Source organism: Rothia sp. ZJ1223, assembly GCF_016900985.1.
Classification (GTDB): domain Bacteria; phylum Actinomycetota; class Actinomycetes; order Actinomycetales; family Micrococcaceae; genus Rothia.
Genome location: NZ_JAFEUT010000002.1, coordinates 222,496 through 241,760 on the forward strand (window position 1 = coordinate 222,496; position 19,265 = coordinate 241,760).

Below are 19,265 nucleotides of genomic sequence, written 5' to 3' on the forward strand. Positions count from 1 at the left end.
GTACAGGTTTAATCAACTAACCTGTGCACCGCATTTTCCATGGCGTAGACCCCATTTTGCGGCGTAAAAGAATGTGCTGAGACAGTAAGGTGACGAAATAACCGCGATAGTTTGGGTAGCCCGCCTTGCACAGCCTATATTTATGTATAAGTAGTTTTTAGATTTTTAGAGTCTAAAGAGTTTAAGTCAACAGAAAAGGTTCTCGTGGATCAGCGAAACATTCGAATTGTAGCGGTGGGTGATGAACTGCTTTCAGGCGTCGGCGACCCGCGCGCCCTGGGTTGGTTCGGACGTGTCATGGCACGTACCCCGCAAAATGTAGCCTCTGTGGCTGCCTACAACCTGGCGGCTCCCGGCGAGGGTGGTGAAGCCCTGAATGCCCGCTGGTTTGAAGAAGCGGCACGTCGTTTTGCTCAGGGCGCAGATAACCGTCTGGTCATTGCGCCCTCGACCCTCGATATTGATTTGGGTCTTACTCACGCACGTTCACGCCTGAACCTGGCGAACATGGTTGATATGGCCTCGCAGAGCAATATCAAGGTGTTAGTAGTTGGCCCGCCCCCCACCTTGGACGCTGAACGCAACCGCCGTATCGCTGACCTTTCCGCAGCATATGCTGACGTGGTCACCCGCCGTAACCATGTTTACGTTGATACGTTCAACCCGCTGTTGCACCATGAGCAGTGGCGCAACGACTTGGCAGCTAACGACGGCAAGCCAGGTCAGTCAGGCTACGGCTTGATTGCGTGGCTGGTACTGCATCGCGGTTGGTACTCCTGGTTGAACCTGCCCGAGCCTGTCTAAACTCGCTACCTCTCGCCTATCCCCCGCTCAACGTGGGGTAGCTTGCACTGACGCAAAGGTGCATTCGCTTGCTAGATGTGCGAAAATGGACGGCAGTGCTGTGACCATTTTTCCGGTTGCAGCAGTACAACCGGTAGCTCATTATTCTTCTTGAGAATGATTGCTGCTACCGACCATGTAAAAGGAGGCTCTCATGAGCAAGCGCGGTCGTAAGCGCAAGGACCGTCGTAAGGGCAACGCAAACCACGGTAAGCGCCCCAACGCATAAGGTACCTTGAAATACTTTGCAGGCTCTGACACTAAAAGTGTCAGAGCCTGTTTTTTGTATAAAAAACACAGCACCCAGCTACCCACATTAGATAACTGGGCATCGTGGGCAAAAGGTAGGGGGGTGACTTCCTAGCTTTGAGTTCTGATCTCATCAAGACTCACCCGGATTTTATCTTTGAGATCTTCGGGTGCCTTCTCACAGCAGGATCGCTTGATGGCGTCGCGAATCATCAGCTCTAAATCGTACTCGTGGGAGCAGTTACTGCAGGCGGTGAGGTGCTGTTTGAGGGTGATGACATCGTCTTTGCTGATTGCCCCATCAAGGTACTCATAAATTTTGTTGACTTCTTGTTCGCAGCGGCTGCCGCTGCACTCGTTGAAATCGGTCATTACAGTGGTTATCCTTTCTGCGTGGTGGTCGAAATGAAGCCGCGTTCTACGGCGTAGTCAGCAAGCGCGTCCCGCAGGAGTTTGCGTCCGCGGTGCAGGCGCGACATCACAGTGCCTAAGGGGGTGCCCATGATTTCTGAAATTTCTTTGTAGGAGAATCCTTCGACGTCTGAGTAGTAGACAGCCATTCTGAAATCTTCGGGGATTTGTTGAAGAGCTTGTTTTACATCGGCGTCGGGGAGGTTTTCTAGTGCCTGCATTTCGGCTGATTTTAGACCGGTGGAGTCGTGCTGACTTGCTTGGGCAAGTTGCCAGTCTTCAACGGTGTCAGTGTTTGCTTGATAAGGTTCGCGCTGACGTTTGCGGTAGAGGTTGATGTAAGTGTTTGTGAGGATGCGGTAAAGCCACGCTTTGAGATTGGTGCCGGGGGTGTACTGGTGAAAGGACGAAAAGGCTTTCATGTACGCTTCTTGCACCAGGTCTTCGGCATCTGCTGGGTTGCGTGCCATGCGCAGTGCTGCTGCGTAGAGCTGGTCGATATATTGCATGGCGTCGCGTTCGAACCGCGCTTTGCGGGCAGCGGCGTCCTCTTGGGTGGGGTCTACCGTTTGCTGAGTGTTAGCTACAGCAGGTGGGGTCATAGTGTTTTCCTTCTTCACAGTGCCCGGTGTCGTTCTCGGGTGAGGGACGGTGGTGGGCACTTATGGCTGTGCCGTTAAAGAATCATTGTGTATAACCCTAGAGCACCTCTGTTTATTTCAGTAAATGAATGAGTCGGGGTAAGAAATATTGTCATTTCTGGTGTTGGGCGGGGTGTGATGCCGTATCCCTTTGGCTCTGCCAGTAGGTTTATGATGTAAGGAGTGAGGTTTCAGATGCGATACCTCTTCAATCACATTACGCACTAAGGAGTGTCTTTATGTCCCTCGTACGCCGTCTTGCGCGTCCTGCTTTGGCTTCTAGCTTTATTATTTCTGGCATTGACCGTTTAAAGGATCCGGCTTCGTCCGCTCACTTGAAGAAGGCTGTTTCTTTGGCTGCTTCAACTAACCCCAGCCTCGCGGTGTTGCGTGGTCAGGAGCGTTTGGTGGGTCAGGCGTTGGCTGGTGCTCAGGTGGGTGCCGGTGTGCTTTTTGCCTTGGGTAAGCTGCCCCGTATTTCTTCAACTGTGTTGTTGGGCGCTGGTGCGCTGAACGCTTACATTGAGCACAAGGCAGCGGAGCACGATACCAAGGAACAGAAGGCTGTTCGCCGCAATAACTTGGTGAAGAACGGTTCTTTGCTGGGTGCTATTGCTTTGGCATCGGTTGATACTGACGGCAACCCCTCATTGGCTTGGCGCGCTAACAAGTTCGGTGAGACTGTTGCGAAGAAGTCTGAGAAGATTACCGCTGATGTTGCTGAGAAGGCTGAGGATATCTTCGGTAAGTAAATACTGGGTGCGAGCGTCCTGGCTCTGCTCTTCATATTTGTGAAGGGCAGGGGCGGGGCGTTCGTGCTTTAACCGGCTCACCCGTAAAATGGTGAAGAATACATTTTTACCGATTTTCAAGGATTGACTGTGCCCCTAGCAAATAGTCCTCGCTCAGTTGGCGAGGTTCAGGATTCCGGTGACTGGTTGGCGCTTTTCATGCCTCAGGCAAGCGGGCGGGCGCGGGTTCAGGTACCCGGTTCGAAGTCTTTGACTAACCGGTATCTATTGCTAGCTGCCCTTGCGTCATCGGAGTCGGTGATTCACGCGCCACTTCATTCTCGTGATTCCGCTTTGATGATTGCGGCGTTGGAGGCTCTCGGGGCGTGTTTTACCGAGGTTAAGACGGGCTCCCCGTTTGGTCCTGATCTCAGGGTCACTCCCTTGACGCGGGGCACTTCTTTGGGGGATGTTCGCGTGGACGTGGGCTTAGCCGGTACAGTCATGCGTTTTGTTCCTCCGGTAGCGGCTCTGGTGAACTCACAGGTTCATTTTGACGGGGATGAGCACGCTTATGCTCGCCCGATGTTGCCGGTGATTGATGCCCTACGTTCTTTGGGTGTGAGCGTTGATGATGGCGGCTCGGGGTCTTTGCCTTTTACCGTTGAGGGTTTCGGACGCGTGGAGCGGCAGGAGTTGAGCATTGACGCTTCGGGTTCTTCTCAGTTTGTCTCGGCTCTCCTGTTAGCCGGTGCTTCTTTTGCCCATGGTTTGACGCTCAAGCACAGTGGAAAGCCGATTCCCTCTATGCCCCACGTTGAGATGACCGTTGAGGTTTTGCGGTCGGTGGGCCTTGAAATTGATGACTCCGTACCGAATCAGTGGCGCATTGAACCACAAAGATTCCCCGGTTTTGAGGTAACCATTGAGCCTGACCTTTCAAACGCCGGGCCTTTTATTGGTGCCGCTGTGATTACGGGGGGAACAGTGGAGATTCCTCACTGGCCCGCTGAAACGACCCAGGGTGGCGACCACTGGCGCAGTATTCTACCTCTCTTTGGCGCGACCGTCGAGCAGGGCGAAAACTCACTGACCGTTACCGGCGCCGATGGCGGACTCTACCGACGAACGGTTTCTCTTGATCTTGATCTCTCAGAGGCAGGCGAACTCGCCCCCACCGTAGCTGCCCTTGCAGCCCTGTGCGAAGGCACCAGCGTCCTGCGCGGTATCGCCCACTTACGCGGACATGAAACGGATCGCCTGGCTGCCCTCACCGCTGAAATTAACCGATTAGGCGGTACCTGCGAAGAAACCGAAGACGGTATTCGTATTACAGCCCCCGTGCAAAAATCAGGCACCGTACGCACCTACGCCGATCACCGCATGGCAACCGCCGCCGCAATGATGGGTCTAGCTGTCGAAGGAATCATCGTCGAAAACGTTGAAACCACCTCAAAAACCCTGCCGAATTTCACCGGTTTGTGGTCTAACATGCTCGCTGAACTGCAGAAGGGTGCATAATGGCACGCTCATGGGATGACTACGAGGTCAAAGCCCGCCCCAACAAAAAGGGCTCACGCCCGCGCACCAAAGACCGCCCCACCTACGATCACGCCGAGTGGGGGCGCATTATTACCGTTGACCGCGGCAGATACACCGCTGTCATCGACGAGAACAGTGACACCGAGCGCACCGTCACCGCCGTACGTGCCAAGGATTTACGACGCACCCCCATTGTTCCCGGCGATATCGTGGGGCTGGTGGGTGACACCTCGGGAGGCACTGACACCCTTTCGCGTTTGGTGAAACTCCAAGAGCGCTCGTCCCTCTTGCGACGCAGCGCTGACGATACCGACCCTGTAGAACGTGTGGTGGTAGCTAATGCTAATCAGCTCGTCATTGTGGTGGCCGCGCAAAACCCCGAGCCCCGCACCGGTTTTATTGACCGCTCCGTCGCCGCAGCTTTCGACGCTGGCATCACACCCATTCTGTGCATCACCAAAACAGACCTCAAATACCCCCAAGAGCTATTGGACTACTACAGCGCCACCGGCGTACAGATAGTGCTCTCGAAATCTTCTGACGGCAAAGCGCCCAGCGAAGAGGACGCGCAAGGTCTTGAAGATTCCCTCATTGAGGCAGTACGCGAGGTACTAGAAGGTAAGGTCTCCGTGCTTCTGGGGCACTCCGGGGTTGGAAAATCCACCCTCGTCAATGCCCTGACCGGGGCAGAACGCGCCACCAGCCACGTCAATGCCCACACCGGACGAGGCCGCCACACCTCCTCCTCAGCCCTAGCGGTGCGTCCGGCAGATCGAAGCGCAGGCACCTGGATTATTGACACCCCCGGTATTCGTTCCTTCGGGCTGGCGCACGTTGAACCTGAAACCATTGTCGCGTCTTTCAGCGACCTCTCCCCCGGTTCAGCGCACTGCCCCAAGGGCTGCGAGCACGCGCCGGGTACCGCGGACTGCGGCATTATCGCTTATGTCAAGGCGGGGCACGCTGGTGAGGCAGGCGCAGCCCGCCTGGAATCTCTCCAAAAGCTTCTCCAGGTTGCCGCCGCAGATGAAGGCGATCACGATAAAGAGCTCGGCGTCGTCCTCTAAGCCCCTCACTCCACGCACCTCTAATCAGAAAAACAACAGTATGAAATCCTCCAGTAACTACACCGACGACCTGCGGTTAGCACACATTCTCGCTGACACCGTAGACCGCCTCACCCTCTCAAAGTTTCAAACGCAAGACTTCACCGTTGAAACCAAACCAGACCTTACCCCCGTCACCGAGGCAGATTGCGAGGCTGAGCGGCTGATTCGTTCCCAGCTATCGCGCGTGCGCACCCGCGACTCTGTACTGGGTGAAGAGTTCGGCGTGACCGGTTCTTCACCGCGTCAGTGGGTTATTGACCCCATCGACGGCACCAAGAACTTCGTGCGCGGAGTGCCCGTGTGGGCAACCCTTATTGCCCTTATTGATAACGGCAAGCCTGTAGTGGGCGTTGTCTCTGCACCCGCCCTGCAACGCCGCTGGTGGGCTGCGGAGGGCATCGGTGCCTACACCGGACGTTCCCTCTCATCAGCCAAGCGCCTCCACGTTTCGCAGGTTTCATCTTTGGCGGATGCATCCTTCTCTTACTCCTCGATGACCGGGTGGAAACAGCTGGGCAAACGCGATGATTTTCTCAACCTCACCGATGAGGTCTGGCGTACCCGTGCCTACGGGGATTTCTGGTCGTACTGCATGGTGGCTGAAGGCTCAGTTGATATCGCAGCTGAACCCGAACTCGCACTCTACGACATGGCGGCACTGGTACCCATTGTTCAAGAAGCAGGCGGACGCTTTACCTCCCTTGCCGGTGCAGATGGCCCCTTCGGCGGCAACGCGGTAGCATCCAACGGGTTGCTGCACGACGCGGTTCTGGAACGTCTGGGCACCGATGCTCGTATAGACGCAGCAGATAACGGAGAGTAATTTTTTAGGTACTCACTCTTTGCACAGAAAACCCCGGTGGGACAGCTAGAAGTAGCTACCCCACCGGGGTTTAGTAAATAGAACTGAAGTTTTATGAGAAGGTGATGAGTACGGTAATCACAGCGCCGATTATGAGCCCGAATATTCCACCTACGATACCCAGTATCGCAAAGGTCTTAGTGCGCGATGCAAGAAAAGTCTTGGGGTACTTCTGATAACGCTTCAGAGCGATAACGCCCATGACAATAGCTGCCAGCGACGGTACCAAAGGTATACCCGGAATACCGGCGCTCAGTATCGGGGTCAGAATAGACAACACCATCGCCGCCATAGAAGCACACGCCAAGTACCAGCCCTTACCCCGCTTATCAATGGGCAACTCCCCCAGAGGGCGACGATACTCAGAAGGAATCCGGAACTCCTGCGGCTCACGCGGAGTCGAAAAGTCAAAGGGCTGCTGCATCGTAGACATGAAAACTCCTTCGCCAATGAACGTGTGATATCAACCTTACCGTATAGACCAGCGTCCACCCTCACAGTCAAAGCCGAGGTAAGCCCCGCGATTATAAGGTTGTGGGCACCCCGACTTTACCAGAAACATTTTTAGAGATCGCGCAGCAGGCAAAAGCCCCATATGTTGGAGTGGATGTAGTTGTTATAGTACGCCGAGCGGTAAACTACGCACAGATTCTGCGGTATGCAGTTGAGTTTGACGAAAACTATAGAAGCCCCCGCCCAAATGATAAGCGAACCTGTTTCGCCCCAAAGATGTTACTAAAATATAAGACGTACATCACAAAGAAGTCCCGTGCCAACCTCCTGGAGGAAATCATGTACGCCAGACTAGCCCCGCACCATCCCTAGTAGCAGCAACCAGCCTCACTCTCATGGCAGGTACGCTCCCAGCGGCCCACGCAACCACAACATCATTACCCACTTCAATCACTTCGACCAGTGCAACAGAGACAACCGCTCAGGCAACACCTGCAAATCTTCCCTACAGATCACTGGCAGACATTCTCGAACTGAAGCCCTAACCAAAGGCTTGGATACCGAGACAACAGAGCTTGCCATTGAACTCCAAAAGGTTATCAACGCATATCACAACCTACCTGAACATCTCAAAGAAGCACCCTTTGATTCACCTGATGTACAAAATGCCTTACTGGCAGCCACTTCCCCATCACTAGCTCGCGGAGCAATTGCAAGTGGCATTGATATCGGCAAAGCTAGCGCCTGCGCAAAGGCTGTTGTTTCAACACTGGTCAAACATGGCACACCTATCGGGCAGTTCTGGTCCCTTGTAGAAACAATTGGTGGAGGGGTGGAGCTCGCACAGGGCATTTCCCAAATTCTCCAGTCAACTGCTGAAGAAGATTGGGCCAATCGCACGACCAGTAAGTATGGCAAGGAAATGGGATTTTTGCTTGGAAGGATATTAGGGTACAGAGATATTGTCCTCAGTTGTAAAGATCTGAATCAATAATTATGTTCAATACAGAACGTGAAGACCAGCCATTCTGGCAGCAAAGCCTAATTCTCATGGGAAAGGGAATAGCATTAGGCATATTTTTCTACTACCTACGCGTAGAGTTCAACATCTCTGTCGGCCAGAAATCTGGTGCCCCCGAAGATGTTGACTTCACATGGCTAGGGCTAGCGAGTTGGATTGCCTCATTTGTGGCTTTGATAAATTTCTTTGGATGGTTCGGCCACCTACAGAAAAAGCAGAACAGAACAAGGAATGACATCTCACCTCCACATTGAAACCACATCGTTTCATATCACATGAAATGATGTGGTTTCATTTTATATAACTCTGCTTATCCATAAGCAGCTAGCCCCCCCCCTATCAATCACCAACTTAGCCACCGCCAGCATCTTGATAGTCTGGTTGTAGTAATCCCGGCTCAGAGAATGAGAGATGCCTAGCTGTTCACCAAGCGCGGCCACAGCAGCGGTATTAAGGTCTGTTCCGGTAGCTATCATCGAAACCAGCACACTAAAGCCAGCAGGCAAGTTAGCCTCCTTACCCGGCAGACAGTCCAGCAAACCATCAACAGTAACAGCCTCAGAGCCTCCCTGAGCAGCAAGCCGTTCATGAGCATCCAGAGCCCGATGAATAACTTGGGCCAATCTCACGGTTATTGGCCTGGTTATCCCGTAAGGTCTTCGCGGCGATACCCAAAGCTCTAGAGGCGGCAGCTACGTTGCCGTCAAAGGCTAGAACGATCTTGAGGGTGCGCTCTAGGTGGGCGGGGTTTTCCATGATCGTGGCCAGGATTCCCATGATGTGATGCAGGCGGGTATAGTCGCAGTCTTCTTCGATGATGCCGGTTGCGATGTCTTCTTCGATCAGGGTAAGCGTCTCGGTGATGCCGATATGCGCCATGTCGCTGTATTCTTCATCGCGGCGGGCTTCGGTGAGCTTTTTGCGCCGGTAGGTTTTGATTTCGGTGAGGGCTACGTATCGTATCCAGGGACCAAAGGGGGCTTTGGTGGGGTCATAGGAGTCCAAACGTTGGTGGGCTGCTAGCCAAGTGTTTTGGTGGACGTCGTGGGCGTCGTGGGCAGGGCTATCGCTGGTGAGGCGGGAGCGGATCAAGGAGAGGGTGTTTTGCCATTCTTGGAGCATTTGGGGTGTCCAGGCGCGGGCAGCTCCTGTTTGCGTGTGGGTCATGTTTGTTTTCTTTCTTTGGGGTTGATGTTTTAGTCGGTGGTGGTGCTCTGCTGGTGCGGCTAAGTGATAGGGGCAGGGCGGAAACGGTTGGAGCGGGCTAGGCACATCATGAGTTATGCTCGTGATCTACTTAATCGGCTAGTTTCTTGCGGCAGTAAAGGTCACGGATAGTCTTGAGCACAAAGATGATGGCAAGCACGATGAAGAAAAGGTTCAGACCACCAGAGGCGTATACAATGGCTTCTTCGTTTACTGATGAAGCGCCTAGTTGGTTCTTGAGAGCCACGGCACCGCCAACACTGACGCACAGAAAAGCGGTGAAGCACAGACAGAACAGGTTTAGGAGGTTTGTCGCGATGGTACGGATGATGCTAGGTGAGTGAGTGGATTGTTGGAGGTTCATGAGTGTTTTTCTTACCCTGGTTAGGCAGCTGGGTTCTGAGATAGGCGGCGGGCGCGGATTTGGTCACGGAAGGCTTTACCAGCTTCAGGATCTGCTGGAGTCTCAGGGCTTTCGACAGTCAGAGCACCGGTAGCTTCCTTGAGGCACAAGGGGCAGTGACCGGTGTACTCGCGAGTGTGCACCTGGCAGAAAGCAACAGGGGCTGAGGGTAGCGGGGCAGATGAGGCAACTAGCTGGGTTTCCTGGGCGGTGTTGCTGCATGAACATGGGTCCTTTAGAGGCAGTCATTGAAAAGCTCAAAGTTTAAGCGTTTTAACCCGTCATTATGTATATGCACTGAGATGACCGAATCGGCGGGCTGGGGACGGATATTTTTTAAAAATTTTTGGTTATCAGGTGTTGTTGTCTCGGTGTGTGGTTCCTGCGAAGAAGTCCATAACTTCTAGATTCTCTCTGTTGCAAGGGTTTCGAGTTCGCTGATTCTGAACTCGACGCTGCCTGACATCCTGCTTTGGATAACAGGTCTACTTTTTCCGAGGATTGCACCTATATCCCTGTATTTGAGTTTCCTGTGGCGGGCTTGGGTGCGGACGTTGCGGGCTACGATCTGTTGGATTGTCAGGTGTTCTGCCATAATTAAGAACTATATTCTTGTTTTCAGAATCAATCAAGGATAAATGTTCTCTTTTTCAGAACTTTCCATCGTTTTATGCTTGCGGTGTTATCGTATTGACGATAGACTTTCGCCATGACCACCAAGACTATCACCACTCGTCAAGCCATCACTCGCGAAATCAAGAGCGCTATGGGGCGAGCAGAAATGACACAGCGAGAACTTGCAACCAAGGCAGGCTTCTCAGCTAGTAACCTCTCAGAAAAAATGAACGGCAAACTGTCCTTCAGTCTTGAGGATCTGCTTACCATTGCTGGAGTTCTAGAGCTCTCCCTCACTGAGCTGCTAGGCGAAGCACTCACCGCCCAGCGTGTCCCCATGCCAAGCTTTATAGAGGACGAAAAGGGCAAGAAAAAAGTCGCCCCGATCGGATTTGTTCCAATCGGGACGACTTATGAAATGGTTGCGGGGGCAGGATTTGAACCTGCGACCTCCGGGTTATGAGCCCGGCGAGCTACCGAACTGCTCCACCCCGCGGCGTTGATATTTACTCTACACGCCCTTTTTCACCGGCGCAAACCAAAACTGGCATTTGAGAGCTAAAACACAATTATAAGCAGGTGCCTCACTCAACTACCAGGGAGTTAAACAAAAGTTTCCCCGCCTCGCACCCTGCCCACCCACCATTAGGTAGGTAGACAGGTGCGAAACGGGGAAACTGTTTTCTAGGGGTACTTACCGGCTAGTTGTCGGAGTTTTCCTCTTCTGCGCCAGTGCCTACAGCGCGGTCGAGTGCCTCCTGCAAACGGTCCTGAGCCTCACCGTAAGCTGACCAGTCGCCAGCCTTCATAGCGGCATCTGAATCCTTCATCGCCTGGTTGGCATCGGTCAGAGCCTCCTTCAATGAACGGGAATCAACCGCACTGGCAGAAGAATCATCAGATGAGCCTTCCTCAGCATCAGCAGACTCAGCCCGAGCCGCAGCAGATTCATTCACGCCAGCATCCTCAGCAACAGCAGCACCAGAGTTACCGCCGAAGACCTCGTTCAACGCCTCTTCCAAAGTAGGAGCAAAGCCCACCTTGTCGCCGAAGCTCACTAGCACGCGACGCAGGGTCGGGTAGGCAGAGTCGCCCGATGACTGCACATAGACCGGCTGAACGTACAAGATACCCCCACCCACGGGCAGGGTCAGCAGGTTACCGTTAATAACGTCCGAAGCACCGCGACGCAGCAGGTTCAGCTCAGTTGATACATCAGCATCAGAGTTGAAGTTATTCTGCGCCTGACCGGGGCCGGGAACAACGGACGATCGAGGCATCTCCAAAAGGGTCAGCTTGCCGTAATCCTCACTGCGTTCACCGTCTTTGCCGGTACCGGCATCACCGTTCGCTGAGAGAAAGCCGTACATCACGTTACGGGTGTTCGAATCAGACTGCTGAGGAATAAAAGAGGTGGTGAGTGAGAAGGACGCCTGCTTCTGACCGGGTATCTGCAAAGACAAGTAGTAGGGCGGCAGCGGCTGATCGTTATTTACTGTCGGGTCCTTCGGAGTTGACCACACATCATCGCCAGCGTAAAGGCTGCCGGAGTTAGTCACGTGGTAGGCGTTGAGCATCTCACGCTGAACCTTAAACAGATCCTGCGGGTAGCGCACGTGGTCCATAAGCTCAGCGCTCATCTCGCTGTAGCTCTTAAGGTTACCGGGGAACACTTTCTGCCATGCCTGCAAAATCGGGTCTTCTTCATCCCAGGCGTATAGTGTCACCGAACCGTCGTAAGCGTTCACGGTTGCCTTGACGGAGTTGCGGATGTAGTTGACCTCGTCCTGCGGCAGAGCGCGGGTCACACCGGCTGCTGTCTCAGAGTCGCTAGTTGCATCTGATAGCTGCGCGCTCTCAGCGTAAGGGTACTGGTCAGAGGTGGTGTAGGCGTCCACAATCCACTGCACCTGACCATCAATAATCGCCGGGTAGGGGTTACCATCAACGGTCAGGTAAGGAGCGACCTTTTCCACGCGTTCTGAGGGGTTGCGGTCGTAAAGAATCTGAGATTCAGGGCGCACACCGTCAGAAAGCAAGATATCAGTTGATTGGAACTTGATAGCGTATGCCAGGCGGTTGAAAGCGTTGCCGATGTTCGGGCCACCATTACCGGCAAAGGTGTACTTAGCGTCTGAACTTTCATCACCGGCGGTTGCTGGGCGGTCAAGCTCAAGCGCCTCATCCCCCTCAGCGCCACCCACAATCGAGTAACTGGGTGATGACTGACCAAAGTAGATACGGGGTTCGTAGTCTTCAGAGATTTCACCGGTTGCGGTGATGCCCGACTGTATGAAGCGGGGCTTACCATCTGATTCGACCTGGTTACCGTAGGCTGCGATTACGCCGTAACCGTGGGTGTAGACCACATGCTGGTTGAACCACGATGAGGACGCGTTCTGGGCGGGATTGAGCTCACGCGCAGCGATGACGGTGTCTTGGATTTCACCGTCTACCTCGTAACGATCCACAGAAAGGTTGTCGTTGAACTGGTAGTAAGGGCGGAACTGCTGCAACTGTGAGAAAGCGTCAGAGACCACGTTGGGGTCAAGCAAACGGATGTTTGAGATGGTTTCGCTTTCGCCCTTGAGCGCGCCGGAGGGTGCGTTAGTGGTGGCGTCATAATCGCTGGCTTCGATTTTATCCAGGCCGTAGGCGGCGCGGGTCATATCGATGTTGCGCTGAATGTACTCGCTCTCGTATGCCTGTTCGTTGGGGGTTACCTGAAAGCGCTGAATAATCCAGGGGTAGATTCCACCCACAACCAAGCTGACGATGACTAGCAGGGCGGTGCCAATAACAGGCAGTCGCCACTGGTTACGCACCAGAGCGTAGATAAAGAGCAGGGCAACCAGCACCGCGGCAACAGCCAAAATTGAGCGGGTGGGAATAATCGCGTTCACATCGGTATACATAGCACCAGCCCACTTGCCGGATTGCTCCTGAATCGAGGTGTAACGCTCCAGCCAGTAGCGAGCGCCACGTACCAGCAGGTAGAGGGTTACCAGTAGAGCCGCGTGGCGCTTGAACTGTTTGCTGGTTTCGATGCCTTTGTCATGAACGGTGATTCCGCCGTAGAGGTAGTGGGCGAAGGCGCCACCGATGGCTGCAATCAAAATGGCTGAACCGGCAATGCTGGTTAGCAGGTTCAAGAAGGGCAGGGTGAAGATGTAGAAGCCGAGGTCTTTGCCGAACTCGGGGTCGGTGCTACCGAATTCTGTTCCGTTGAGAAAGAGCAGTACGGTTTCCCAGTGGGTCATCAGTGAGGTTGCGACGAAGGCACCTACGCCCAGGGGAATGAGCCAGGTCAGGGCTTTGGACGCGTTGTCTGCGTTTTTGCGGTAGCGGTTGAGGTTCTGGTTGAACATCTCCTGCAGGTCAGCGAAAGGGTCTTGCTGGGGTGGCAGGGGGTTGCCGTTGGCGTCAAAGCGCGGACGCGGGGTGGTGGGTCTGCGCGGTGCGCTCTGGGGTGCTTTGCCGTGCTTGAGAGCGTAGCGGAGGGAGACCCACAGGGGCAGGGCAATGAGTAAGGTGCCGAGTACGAAAATAGCGGCTTTGGTGAGGTTCTCTGTTACGAAAACGTTGGAGAAGCCGAGCTGGTTGTACCACAGCACCTCGGTGTAAATTTGGGTGGCAAAAACAAAGACCATGACGAGCACTGCAACGATTATCAGTGTGAGTGTCAGTGTGTTGTTTTTGCGTTTACCCGATGGGGCGGGCCGTGGTTGGGATGGTCCGGTAGTCACTAGGAATCCTCATCGATTGGGGTGGCGCAACACCGGGTTTTCTGGTGTTGCGAAGGGGCTTTGCCGCAGGCTGAGCCGCAGATAAAGTTTTACCTTCTATTGTGCCAGTTATAGTGCTCGATGAGTAACGGTGTTACGTCAGTGACTGTTGGTGTTTAGGGCGCAGGGCAGGCGTCGAAGCTCTGTGCGGACGCGCGTCCGGCACCGATATCTTTCAGTGCGGTGGCTGCATCGTCGAGGGTTTTGACGGGTATGACGGTCAGCCCGTCCGGGATTTTCCCGGTAACGTCAGCGCAGTTGTCGTGGGGCAGGAAAAAGACGGTGGCACCGGCGTCCGCTGCTCCCACCAGTTTTTGGGGCGCACCGCCGATAGGGCCAACAGTGCCGTCGGAGTCAATGGTTCCCGTGCCGGCAAAGTGCTTGCCACCGGTCATCTCTTCTTTGTTCAGCTCGTCAATAATACCCAAGGCAAACATGAGCCCCGCGCTGGGACCGCCCACCTCTTCAAGCCCATAGTTCACTGTGAAAGGAAAATCGTAGGTGCGGGTAATCATCAGTCCCAGCAAGTAGTTTTGTGACTGTTCATCAAAACGAGGGGTCACCTCAACGGTGCGTTCTTTGCCATCGCGCTCAACGGTGACGCTCAGCTTTTGCCCCTCAGATGCTTGTACCTGCTCGGTCAGCTCAGAGTATTTATTCAGGCGTTGACCGTTCACCGCAACAACAACGTCCCCAGGCTCAAGGAGCCCTTTACTCGCGCTGTCCGGGGCTAAATCATTCACCACCAGCTTCTCGTTCACGTCCTCCCCCAGATAATTCAGCGCAGCTGCCTGGGCAACCTCCTGAGAGTTAGTCATCTCCGCAGTGTTTTGCGCCGTCACTTCTTCGTGAGTCACGGTCGGAGCGTAGATAAGATCGCTCGGTAGCACCGTTGAACTTGCATCAAAGAAATTCGCCAGCGCGTACAGAGCAGTGATATTGGTATTAGGACCACCCGCTACAGATACCGTAGTCATATCAAGATTGCCCGTCACCGGGTGTGATTCTCGCCCTTCAATCTCAATCAGCTGCGCGCCCTCGTATTCACCGATGGTGTTGAAGGTAGGGCCGGGCTGCTCAGTTACATACTTCACTGGCACGGCAAAAGACCCCAGCGTCAAGATAGCGGTTACTGCCCCACAAGTGCGTGCCAACGTCCACCGGGGCTGCGATGCGGACGCGGATGCCGAAGATACTGACGATGCGCGAAAAAAACGGCGGCGGGGTGATGAAGTCATGCCTTTTAGAATACCCTGACTCTTCTCACCGAGCGCAGTTCGCGCGAGCAGCGAGCGACGATACTCACCAAATACCCAGCAAAAAACTGTAGGCTTGAAAGTAATCTGCACGCATTAATCTCTAGAAAGGTAACACTTGTATGTCACAGAATCCTTTTGGCAACGGTCAAGACCCCTTTGAAGAATTTTTTAAGAAGCTCTCAGAAAACGGCGGTGCCGGTTTCAACGCTGATGATATGAAGAACATGGGTATTCCCCTTGACCCCGCGATGCTTTCGAACATCATGGGGCAGTTCTCTGCCATGATGAGCAACCAGGGTGAGGGCGTGAACTGGGATCAGGCGCGTCAGCACGCCCGTCAGGTTGCCGCAAGCAATGAGGATCCTTCTGTGACTGAGAACCAGAAGTCAGCGGTTAAAGACGCCTCGCAGCTGGCTGATTTATGGCTTGATCCTGTGGTTGAGTTCTCGCGTCCGGAGTATTCCACCGAGGCGTGGTCACGCGCTGAATGGATTGAGAATTCCTTTGACACCTGGACTGAGATTGCCCAGCCCGTTGCCGAAGAGACCACCGCCGCTATGAACTCTTCTATCTCATCGCAGATTCCTGAAGAGATGAAGTCTATGCTCGGTGGCATCAACATTATGGGCAACTTGGGATCCATGATGTTCGGTATGCAGATCGGCTCGGGCGTAGCTCACCTTTCCACCGAGGTTCTTTCCACCACCGATATCGGTATTCCTCTGGTCTCAGGACGTAGTGCTCTGCTACCCGATGCCATCAAGAAGTTCACCGACGGTCTTGAAATTCCAGCCCAAGAAGTTATGCTCTACCTGGCAGTGCGTGAGGCTGCCCTCGTCCGTCTGCACAAGACCGTTCCCTGGCTGCGCGAAGACATTATGGCACTCATTCAGCGTTTTGCCCGCGGCATTCACGTTGATATTGAACGTATGCAGTCACAGGCAATGGAAATCGATCTCGATTCCATGGATCCCGAACGTATTCAAGAAGCCTTCAGTGCCGAGATGTTCGAACCCCAGCACACTGAAGATCAAAAACTTGCTCTCGACCGTTTAGAGAACTTACTGGCGCTCATTGATGGCTGGGCAACCGTTGTTACCGAAGAAGCCACCAAAAACCTGCCCTCAACCGTCCGCATGAGTGAGGTAATGAACCGCCGACGCGCTGATGGTGGCCCCGTCCAGCACCTCTTTCAGGGTCTGCTCGGTCTCAAGGTTCAGCCCCGCAAGTTCCGCGAGGCAACCGACTTCTGGCGCGGCTACGAGTCTGAGCACGGTGCAGCTGCCCGCGACCAGCTCTGGAACGCACCCGAGAACCTGCCCACCAGCGATGAGCTAGAGGATTCTCAGGCTTTTGAGGATCGCAGTGAGTTCCTCAACTCCACCGATGAAGACTTTGACGCGGCTCTAGAAAAGTTGCTCTCCGGTGGGTACGATGCCCCCGATGAAGAAGGCGACAACAAGCCCGATGAAAAGCCCTAAGGTTTGTTCACGCTTTCACTAGCTACCTATCTGTAGAAGAAACCACCCGCTGTTTTGCCCGCATATTTTCTGTCGGGCATGTAGCGGGTGGTTCTTTATCATCTAGCGAGCGGATGCGTTCTTTTGCTGCCCAAAACTCAGACCTTCGAGGAAGGCTCTGGCTTCAGCGGTGCGTGGATAACGTGCTTCCAGCCCTCTAAAAGCTGCGCTGTGGTTCAGGTACACAAAATGGCACAGCTCGTGGTGCAGCACGTAGTCAATCACGTACTCCGGTGCCCCCTGCAGCAGGTGGCTCAGGCGGATGCGCGAGGTTGCGGGGGTTGCTGAACCCCACCGGGTTGATTGGTTAGTGACCCATCGGATCTCTTGAGGTAGCTCAACTTCCGGCAGATACTGCGCAATTAGATTTTGTGCCCGTTGCACCAGGTAGTCGTTACTGACGAAAGTACGCTTACGCGCGTCCTGGGTTTCTTTCTGACGGATGATGCGCGGCAAAAGGTGTTCCAGGTACTCCCAAATATCATCGTCCGTAGTCTGCACCGGCACTAAAAGCCGTACCCGCCCCTCGGGTGTGAAAGATCCTGAGACCGTTTTAGTACGACGCGGCGAACGAACAATCTCGAGTTCCGGGTGATCGTCCGTTGCCGGAAGGTACTCGGTAGAGGGTTTGCGGACGGACGCGCGCGATCTAGTGGGCACGGTCGAACCTTTCAAGAAGTAGATTAGTAAATGCTCTGTGGAGCGAGCGCGTCCAAAAAGCGGGAACGCTTACGGTTGGGGCGCCCGCCGGGGGTGCGTGACAGTGACCAGGAAAAGGTGATGTACTTGCGGGCACGGGTGATACCAACATAAAGCAGGCGGCGTTCTTCATCGATGTCATCGCTGGTCTTAGCGAAAGAGATGGGCATGAGCCCCTCATTGAGTCCGCAGAGATAGACCGCCTCCCATTCCAGACCTTTCGCTGCGTGCAGGGAGGCGAGGGTGACGCCGTCCATGGAGGGGGCGTCCTGGTTGGCAAGACGCTGGGCAAGGTGCGCCACGAACTCGTGCAAAGACAGCGGGGCGGGTAGCTCGCTGGCACCGTTCGACTGTGCCTGTTCGATTTCTTTGTCTCGCACCGCAGTGAGCGAATCAGCCATTGATACTAGAGCGGCAAGAGACTCCCATTTGGCACGTACCGCCCCCGAAGATGCCGGGGCTTTATCGGAATACCCCAAAGATTTCAGCACATCGCGCACAAAATTGGGAGTCTTCTCCCCTGTCTGCGCCTGGGCTGAATTACGCAATAAGGTAAGTGCATTGCGAACCTCAGGACGGGCAAAAAACTGTTCGGCACCGCGCAGCTGATAGTTAATACCGTGTTCGCTCAGAGCCTGTTCAAGGGCAGCCGATTGCGCGTTAGTTCGAAAAAGTACCGCTATATCGCGAGCATGCACCTTGTTGTAGGAGATGAGTTCTTTGATATCGCGGGCAATACGGTGGGCTTCATCTTCATCATCCGCTGCCTCGATCCAGTCAGCAGCAGGGCCTGTACCGCACTGAGCCACCAGCTCTAGGGGCTTAGCCCAGCTACCGGGAGTTGAATCTCGCTGCGCTTTACGGGCATTCAAAAGGGTGTTTGCCAACTCAACTACCGTATGCGTTGAGCGGTAGTCGCGCACCAGTTTGACCTGTTGGGCGTTCTCATAGCGGGTGCGAAACTCCGTCAGAAACCTGCTGGTTGCCCCGGTAAAAGAGTAAATGGTCTGCGAAGCATCGCCCACCACGCACAGATCATTTCGGTTACCCAACCACGCGGTCAGCAAGCGCTGCTGCAGGGGCGAAACGTCCTGGTACTCGTCCACCACAAAGTGTCGGTACTGCGAGCGCACAGCCGCTGCGATTGTCTCGTCATCTTCGAGAAAAGAGACAGCCAGCAAGAGAACGTCCTCAAAATCAATGAGGTGGCGTTCGTCTTTGAGTTCTTCGTAGGTGCGGTAGAGTCGCACCAGATCAAGGGCTGACATGTTATTAGGCAGCGCGCGCCCTTCTAGGTGCGGTAGCAAGGTATCAGGGGTGAGAACTTTCACCTTCGCCCACTCAATCTGGGCGGCGAGATCACGAACGGTCGCGCGGTCTGTGGTCAGCCGTAGACGGTTGGCTGCTTCGGTAATCAGCTGAGCTTTGTGGGGCACAATAGTGGGCGGTGGTCCGCCCACTGCCTGCGGCCAAAAGTACTGCACCTGACGCAGCGCTGCGGCGTGAAAGGTTCTCGTTTGCACCCCTACCGCGCCCAGTTGGCGCAGTCGTACCCGCATTTCATCCGCTGCGCGGTTGGTGAAGGTAAGGGCAAGGACGCGCTGAGGTACGTACCTGCCGATGGCGATGCCGTAGGCAATGCGGTGGGTGATAGCTCTGGTTTTACCGGTGCCTGCACCTGCAAGTACACACATGGGACCCTCAAGTTCGGTGGCAACCCGACGCTGCTCGGGATCAAGACCCTCTAAGATCTTTTCGGGTGTGATAGCGGAAACCGCAAGCGGTGTTATCGACACAGGTAAAACTCCCTTTGAAGAGAAACGGCAGGCACTCTAGTCTAGTAGATCCTTAGGTTTCTTGGCGAGAAGAGATAGAACACACCGGTGGCAGGTACTAGAGTATAAGCGCTCAGCAGA

At 54.4% G+C, this 19,265-nt stretch carries 19 protein-coding genes and 1 tRNA gene; 9 read left to right on the forward strand and 11 right to left on the reverse strand.

What is annotated here, in order from left to right:
* Positions 1–204 precede the first annotated feature (204 nt).
* Positions 205–804 (forward strand): GDSL-type esterase/lipase family protein, encoded by a 600-nt coding sequence (locus JTP09_RS03375; protein WP_204877004.1) that lies wholly within the window; start codon positions 205–207, stop codon positions 802–804.
* A 193-nt stretch (positions 805–997) separates the two neighbouring features.
* On the forward strand, positions 998–1,072 hold the full coding sequence (locus JTP09_RS10300) for a 50S ribosomal protein bL37 (RefSeq protein ID WP_370592494.1): 75 nt from the start codon (positions 998–1,000) through the stop codon (positions 1,070–1,072).
* A 131-nt stretch (positions 1,073–1,203) separates the two neighbouring features.
* On the opposite strand, the gene rsrA is transcribed toward JTP09_RS10300, so the two are convergent.
* Positions 1,204–1,464 (reverse strand): mycothiol system anti-sigma-R factor, encoded by a 261-nt coding sequence (rsrA, locus tag JTP09_RS03380; protein ID WP_204877006.1) that lies wholly within the window; start codon positions 1,462–1,464, stop codon positions 1,204–1,206.
* Between the two features lie 8 nt (positions 1,465–1,472).
* On the reverse strand, positions 1,473–2,105 hold the full coding sequence (locus JTP09_RS03385; RefSeq protein WP_204877007.1) for a sigma-70 family RNA polymerase sigma factor: 633 nt from the start codon (positions 2,103–2,105) through the stop codon (positions 1,473–1,475).
* A gap of 278 nt (positions 2,106–2,383) precedes the next feature.
* Here JTP09_RS03385 and JTP09_RS03390 point away from each other — a divergent pair, with 278 nt between their 5' ends.
* The 4 genes from JTP09_RS03390 to hisN all read left to right on the forward strand — a co-directional run bounded on the left by JTP09_RS03390 (position 2,384) and on the right by hisN (position 6,349).
* A complete protein-coding gene (locus tag JTP09_RS03390; RefSeq protein WP_204877009.1) occupies positions 2,384–2,896 on the forward strand; it encodes a DoxX family protein in 513 nt (170 codons plus the stop codon).
* Positions 2,897–3,094: 198 nt separating this feature from the next.
* Positions 3,095–4,396 (forward strand): 3-phosphoshikimate 1-carboxyvinyltransferase, encoded by a 1,302-nt coding sequence (gene aroA, locus JTP09_RS03395; protein WP_204877212.1) that lies wholly within the window; start codon positions 3,095–3,097, stop codon positions 4,394–4,396.
* A complete protein-coding gene (gene rsgA / locus JTP09_RS03400) occupies positions 4,396–5,484 on the forward strand; it encodes a ribosome small subunit-dependent GTPase A (protein WP_204877011.1) in 1,089 nt (362 codons plus the stop codon). The genes aroA and rsgA overlap by 1 nt, the downstream gene beginning before the upstream one ends.
* Before the next feature lie 40 nt (positions 5,485–5,524).
* A complete protein-coding gene (gene hisN, locus JTP09_RS03405; protein ID WP_204877012.1) occupies positions 5,525–6,349 on the forward strand; it encodes a histidinol-phosphatase in 825 nt (274 codons plus the stop codon).
* 91 nt (positions 6,350–6,440) lie between these two features.
* On the opposite strand, the gene JTP09_RS03410 is transcribed toward hisN, so the two are convergent.
* Positions 6,441–6,821: a DUF4190 domain-containing protein gene (locus tag JTP09_RS03410; protein ID WP_204877014.1), complete on the reverse strand. Its 381-nt coding sequence runs from the start codon at positions 6,819–6,821 to the stop codon at positions 6,441–6,443.
* Between the two features lie 573 nt (positions 6,822–7,394).
* Here JTP09_RS03410 and JTP09_RS03415 point away from each other — a divergent pair.
* On the forward strand, positions 7,395–7,835 hold the full coding sequence (locus JTP09_RS03415; protein WP_204877015.1) for a hypothetical protein: 441 nt from the start codon (positions 7,395–7,397) through the stop codon (positions 7,833–7,835).
* A gap of 612 nt (positions 7,836–8,447) precedes the next feature.
* On the opposite strand, the gene JTP09_RS03420 is transcribed toward JTP09_RS03415, so the two are convergent.
* From JTP09_RS03420 to JTP09_RS03430, 3 genes are all read right to left on the reverse strand, one after another.
* The gene (locus JTP09_RS03420) at positions 8,448–9,029 is read right to left on the reverse strand and encodes a sigma-70 family RNA polymerase sigma factor (RefSeq protein WP_204877016.1); all 582 of its coding nucleotides are present in this window, start codon (positions 9,027–9,029) and stop codon (positions 8,448–8,450) included.
* Between the two features lie 130 nt (positions 9,030–9,159).
* Positions 9,160–9,315, reverse strand: a complete 156-nt coding sequence (locus JTP09_RS03425; protein WP_204877021.1) for a hypothetical protein — start codon at positions 9,313–9,315, stop codon at positions 9,160–9,162.
* Between the two features lie 137 nt (positions 9,316–9,452).
* Positions 9,453–9,614 (reverse strand): hypothetical protein, encoded by a 162-nt coding sequence (locus tag JTP09_RS03430; protein WP_204877022.1) that lies wholly within the window; start codon positions 9,612–9,614, stop codon positions 9,453–9,455.
* A 566-nt stretch (positions 9,615–10,180) separates the two neighbouring features.
* On the opposite strand from JTP09_RS03430, the gene JTP09_RS10305 reads away from it, so the two are divergent.
* On the forward strand, positions 10,181–10,549 hold the full coding sequence (locus JTP09_RS10305) for a helix-turn-helix domain-containing protein (protein ID WP_204877213.1): 369 nt from the start codon (positions 10,181–10,183) through the stop codon (positions 10,547–10,549).
* Here JTP09_RS10305 and JTP09_RS03440 read toward each other — a convergent pair.
* The 3 genes from JTP09_RS03440 to JTP09_RS03450 all read right to left on the reverse strand — a co-directional run bounded on the left by JTP09_RS03440 (position 10,506) and on the right by JTP09_RS03450 (position 15,109).
* Positions 10,506–10,582 (reverse strand) — tRNA-Met (locus JTP09_RS03440). The genes JTP09_RS10305 and JTP09_RS03440 overlap by 44 nt on opposite strands.
* A gap of 205 nt (positions 10,583–10,787) precedes the next feature.
* Positions 10,788–13,832: a UPF0182 family protein gene (locus JTP09_RS03445; protein WP_204877024.1), complete on the reverse strand. Its 3,045-nt coding sequence runs from the start codon at positions 13,830–13,832 to the stop codon at positions 10,788–10,790.
* Between the two features lie 155 nt (positions 13,833–13,987).
* Positions 13,988–15,109, reverse strand: a complete 1,122-nt coding sequence (locus tag JTP09_RS03450; protein WP_204877026.1) for a PDZ domain-containing protein — start codon at positions 15,107–15,109, stop codon at positions 13,988–13,990.
* Between the two features lie 140 nt (positions 15,110–15,249).
* On the opposite strand from JTP09_RS03450, the gene JTP09_RS03455 reads away from it, so the two are divergent.
* On the forward strand, positions 15,250–16,611 hold the full coding sequence (locus JTP09_RS03455; RefSeq protein ID WP_204877028.1) for a zinc-dependent metalloprotease: 1,362 nt from the start codon (positions 15,250–15,252) through the stop codon (positions 16,609–16,611).
* A gap of 102 nt (positions 16,612–16,713) precedes the next feature.
* On the opposite strand, the gene JTP09_RS03460 is transcribed toward JTP09_RS03455, so the two are convergent.
* The gene (locus JTP09_RS03460) at positions 16,714–17,310 is read right to left on the reverse strand and encodes a M48 family metallopeptidase (RefSeq protein ID WP_204877030.1); all 597 of its coding nucleotides are present in this window, start codon (positions 17,308–17,310) and stop codon (positions 16,714–16,716) included.
* A 23-nt stretch (positions 17,311–17,333) separates the two neighbouring features.
* Positions 17,334–19,145 carry an ATP-dependent helicase gene (locus JTP09_RS03465; RefSeq protein WP_204877032.1) on the reverse strand — a complete coding sequence of 604 codons (1,812 nt, stop codon included), beginning with the start codon at positions 19,143–19,145 and terminating at the stop codon, positions 17,334–17,336.
* Positions 19,146–19,265: the final 120 nt, after the last annotated feature.

Excerpts from the sequence above, each read along its gene's own strand:
- JTP09_RS03455 (WP_204877028.1), top strand. The coding sequence starts at position 15,250 with ATGTCACAGAATCCTTTTGGCAACGGTCAAGACCCCTTTGAAGAATTT.
- JTP09_RS03410 (WP_204877014.1), bottom strand. The coding sequence starts at position 6,821 with ATGTCTACGATGCAGCAGCCCTTTGACTTTTCGACTCCGCGTGAGCCG.
- rsgA (WP_204877011.1), top strand. The coding sequence starts at position 4,396 with ATGGCACGCTCATGGGATGACTACGAGGTCAAAGCCCGCCCCAACAAA.
- JTP09_RS03420 (WP_204877016.1), bottom strand. The coding sequence starts at position 9,029 with ATGACCCACACGCAAACAGGAGCTGCCCGCGCCTGGACACCCCAAATG.
- JTP09_RS03450 (WP_204877026.1), bottom strand. The coding sequence starts at position 15,109 with ATGACTTCATCACCCCGCCGCCGTTTTTTTCGCGCATCGTCAGTATCT.
- rsrA (WP_204877006.1), bottom strand. The coding sequence starts at position 1,464 with ATGACCGATTTCAACGAGTGCAGCGGCAGCCGCTGCGAACAAGAAGTC.
- hisN (WP_204877012.1), top strand. The coding sequence starts at position 5,525 with ATGAAATCCTCCAGTAACTACACCGACGACCTGCGGTTAGCACACATT.
- aroA (WP_204877212.1), top strand. The coding sequence starts at position 3,095 with ATGCCTCAGGCAAGCGGGCGGGCGCGGGTTCAGGTACCCGGTTCGAAG.
- JTP09_RS10305 (WP_204877213.1), top strand. The coding sequence starts at position 10,181 with ATGACCACCAAGACTATCACCACTCGTCAAGCCATCACTCGCGAAATC.
- JTP09_RS03390 (WP_204877009.1), top strand. The coding sequence starts at position 2,384 with ATGTCCCTCGTACGCCGTCTTGCGCGTCCTGCTTTGGCTTCTAGCTTT.
- JTP09_RS03385 (WP_204877007.1), bottom strand. The coding sequence starts at position 2,105 with ATGACCCCACCTGCTGTAGCTAACACTCAGCAAACGGTAGACCCCACC.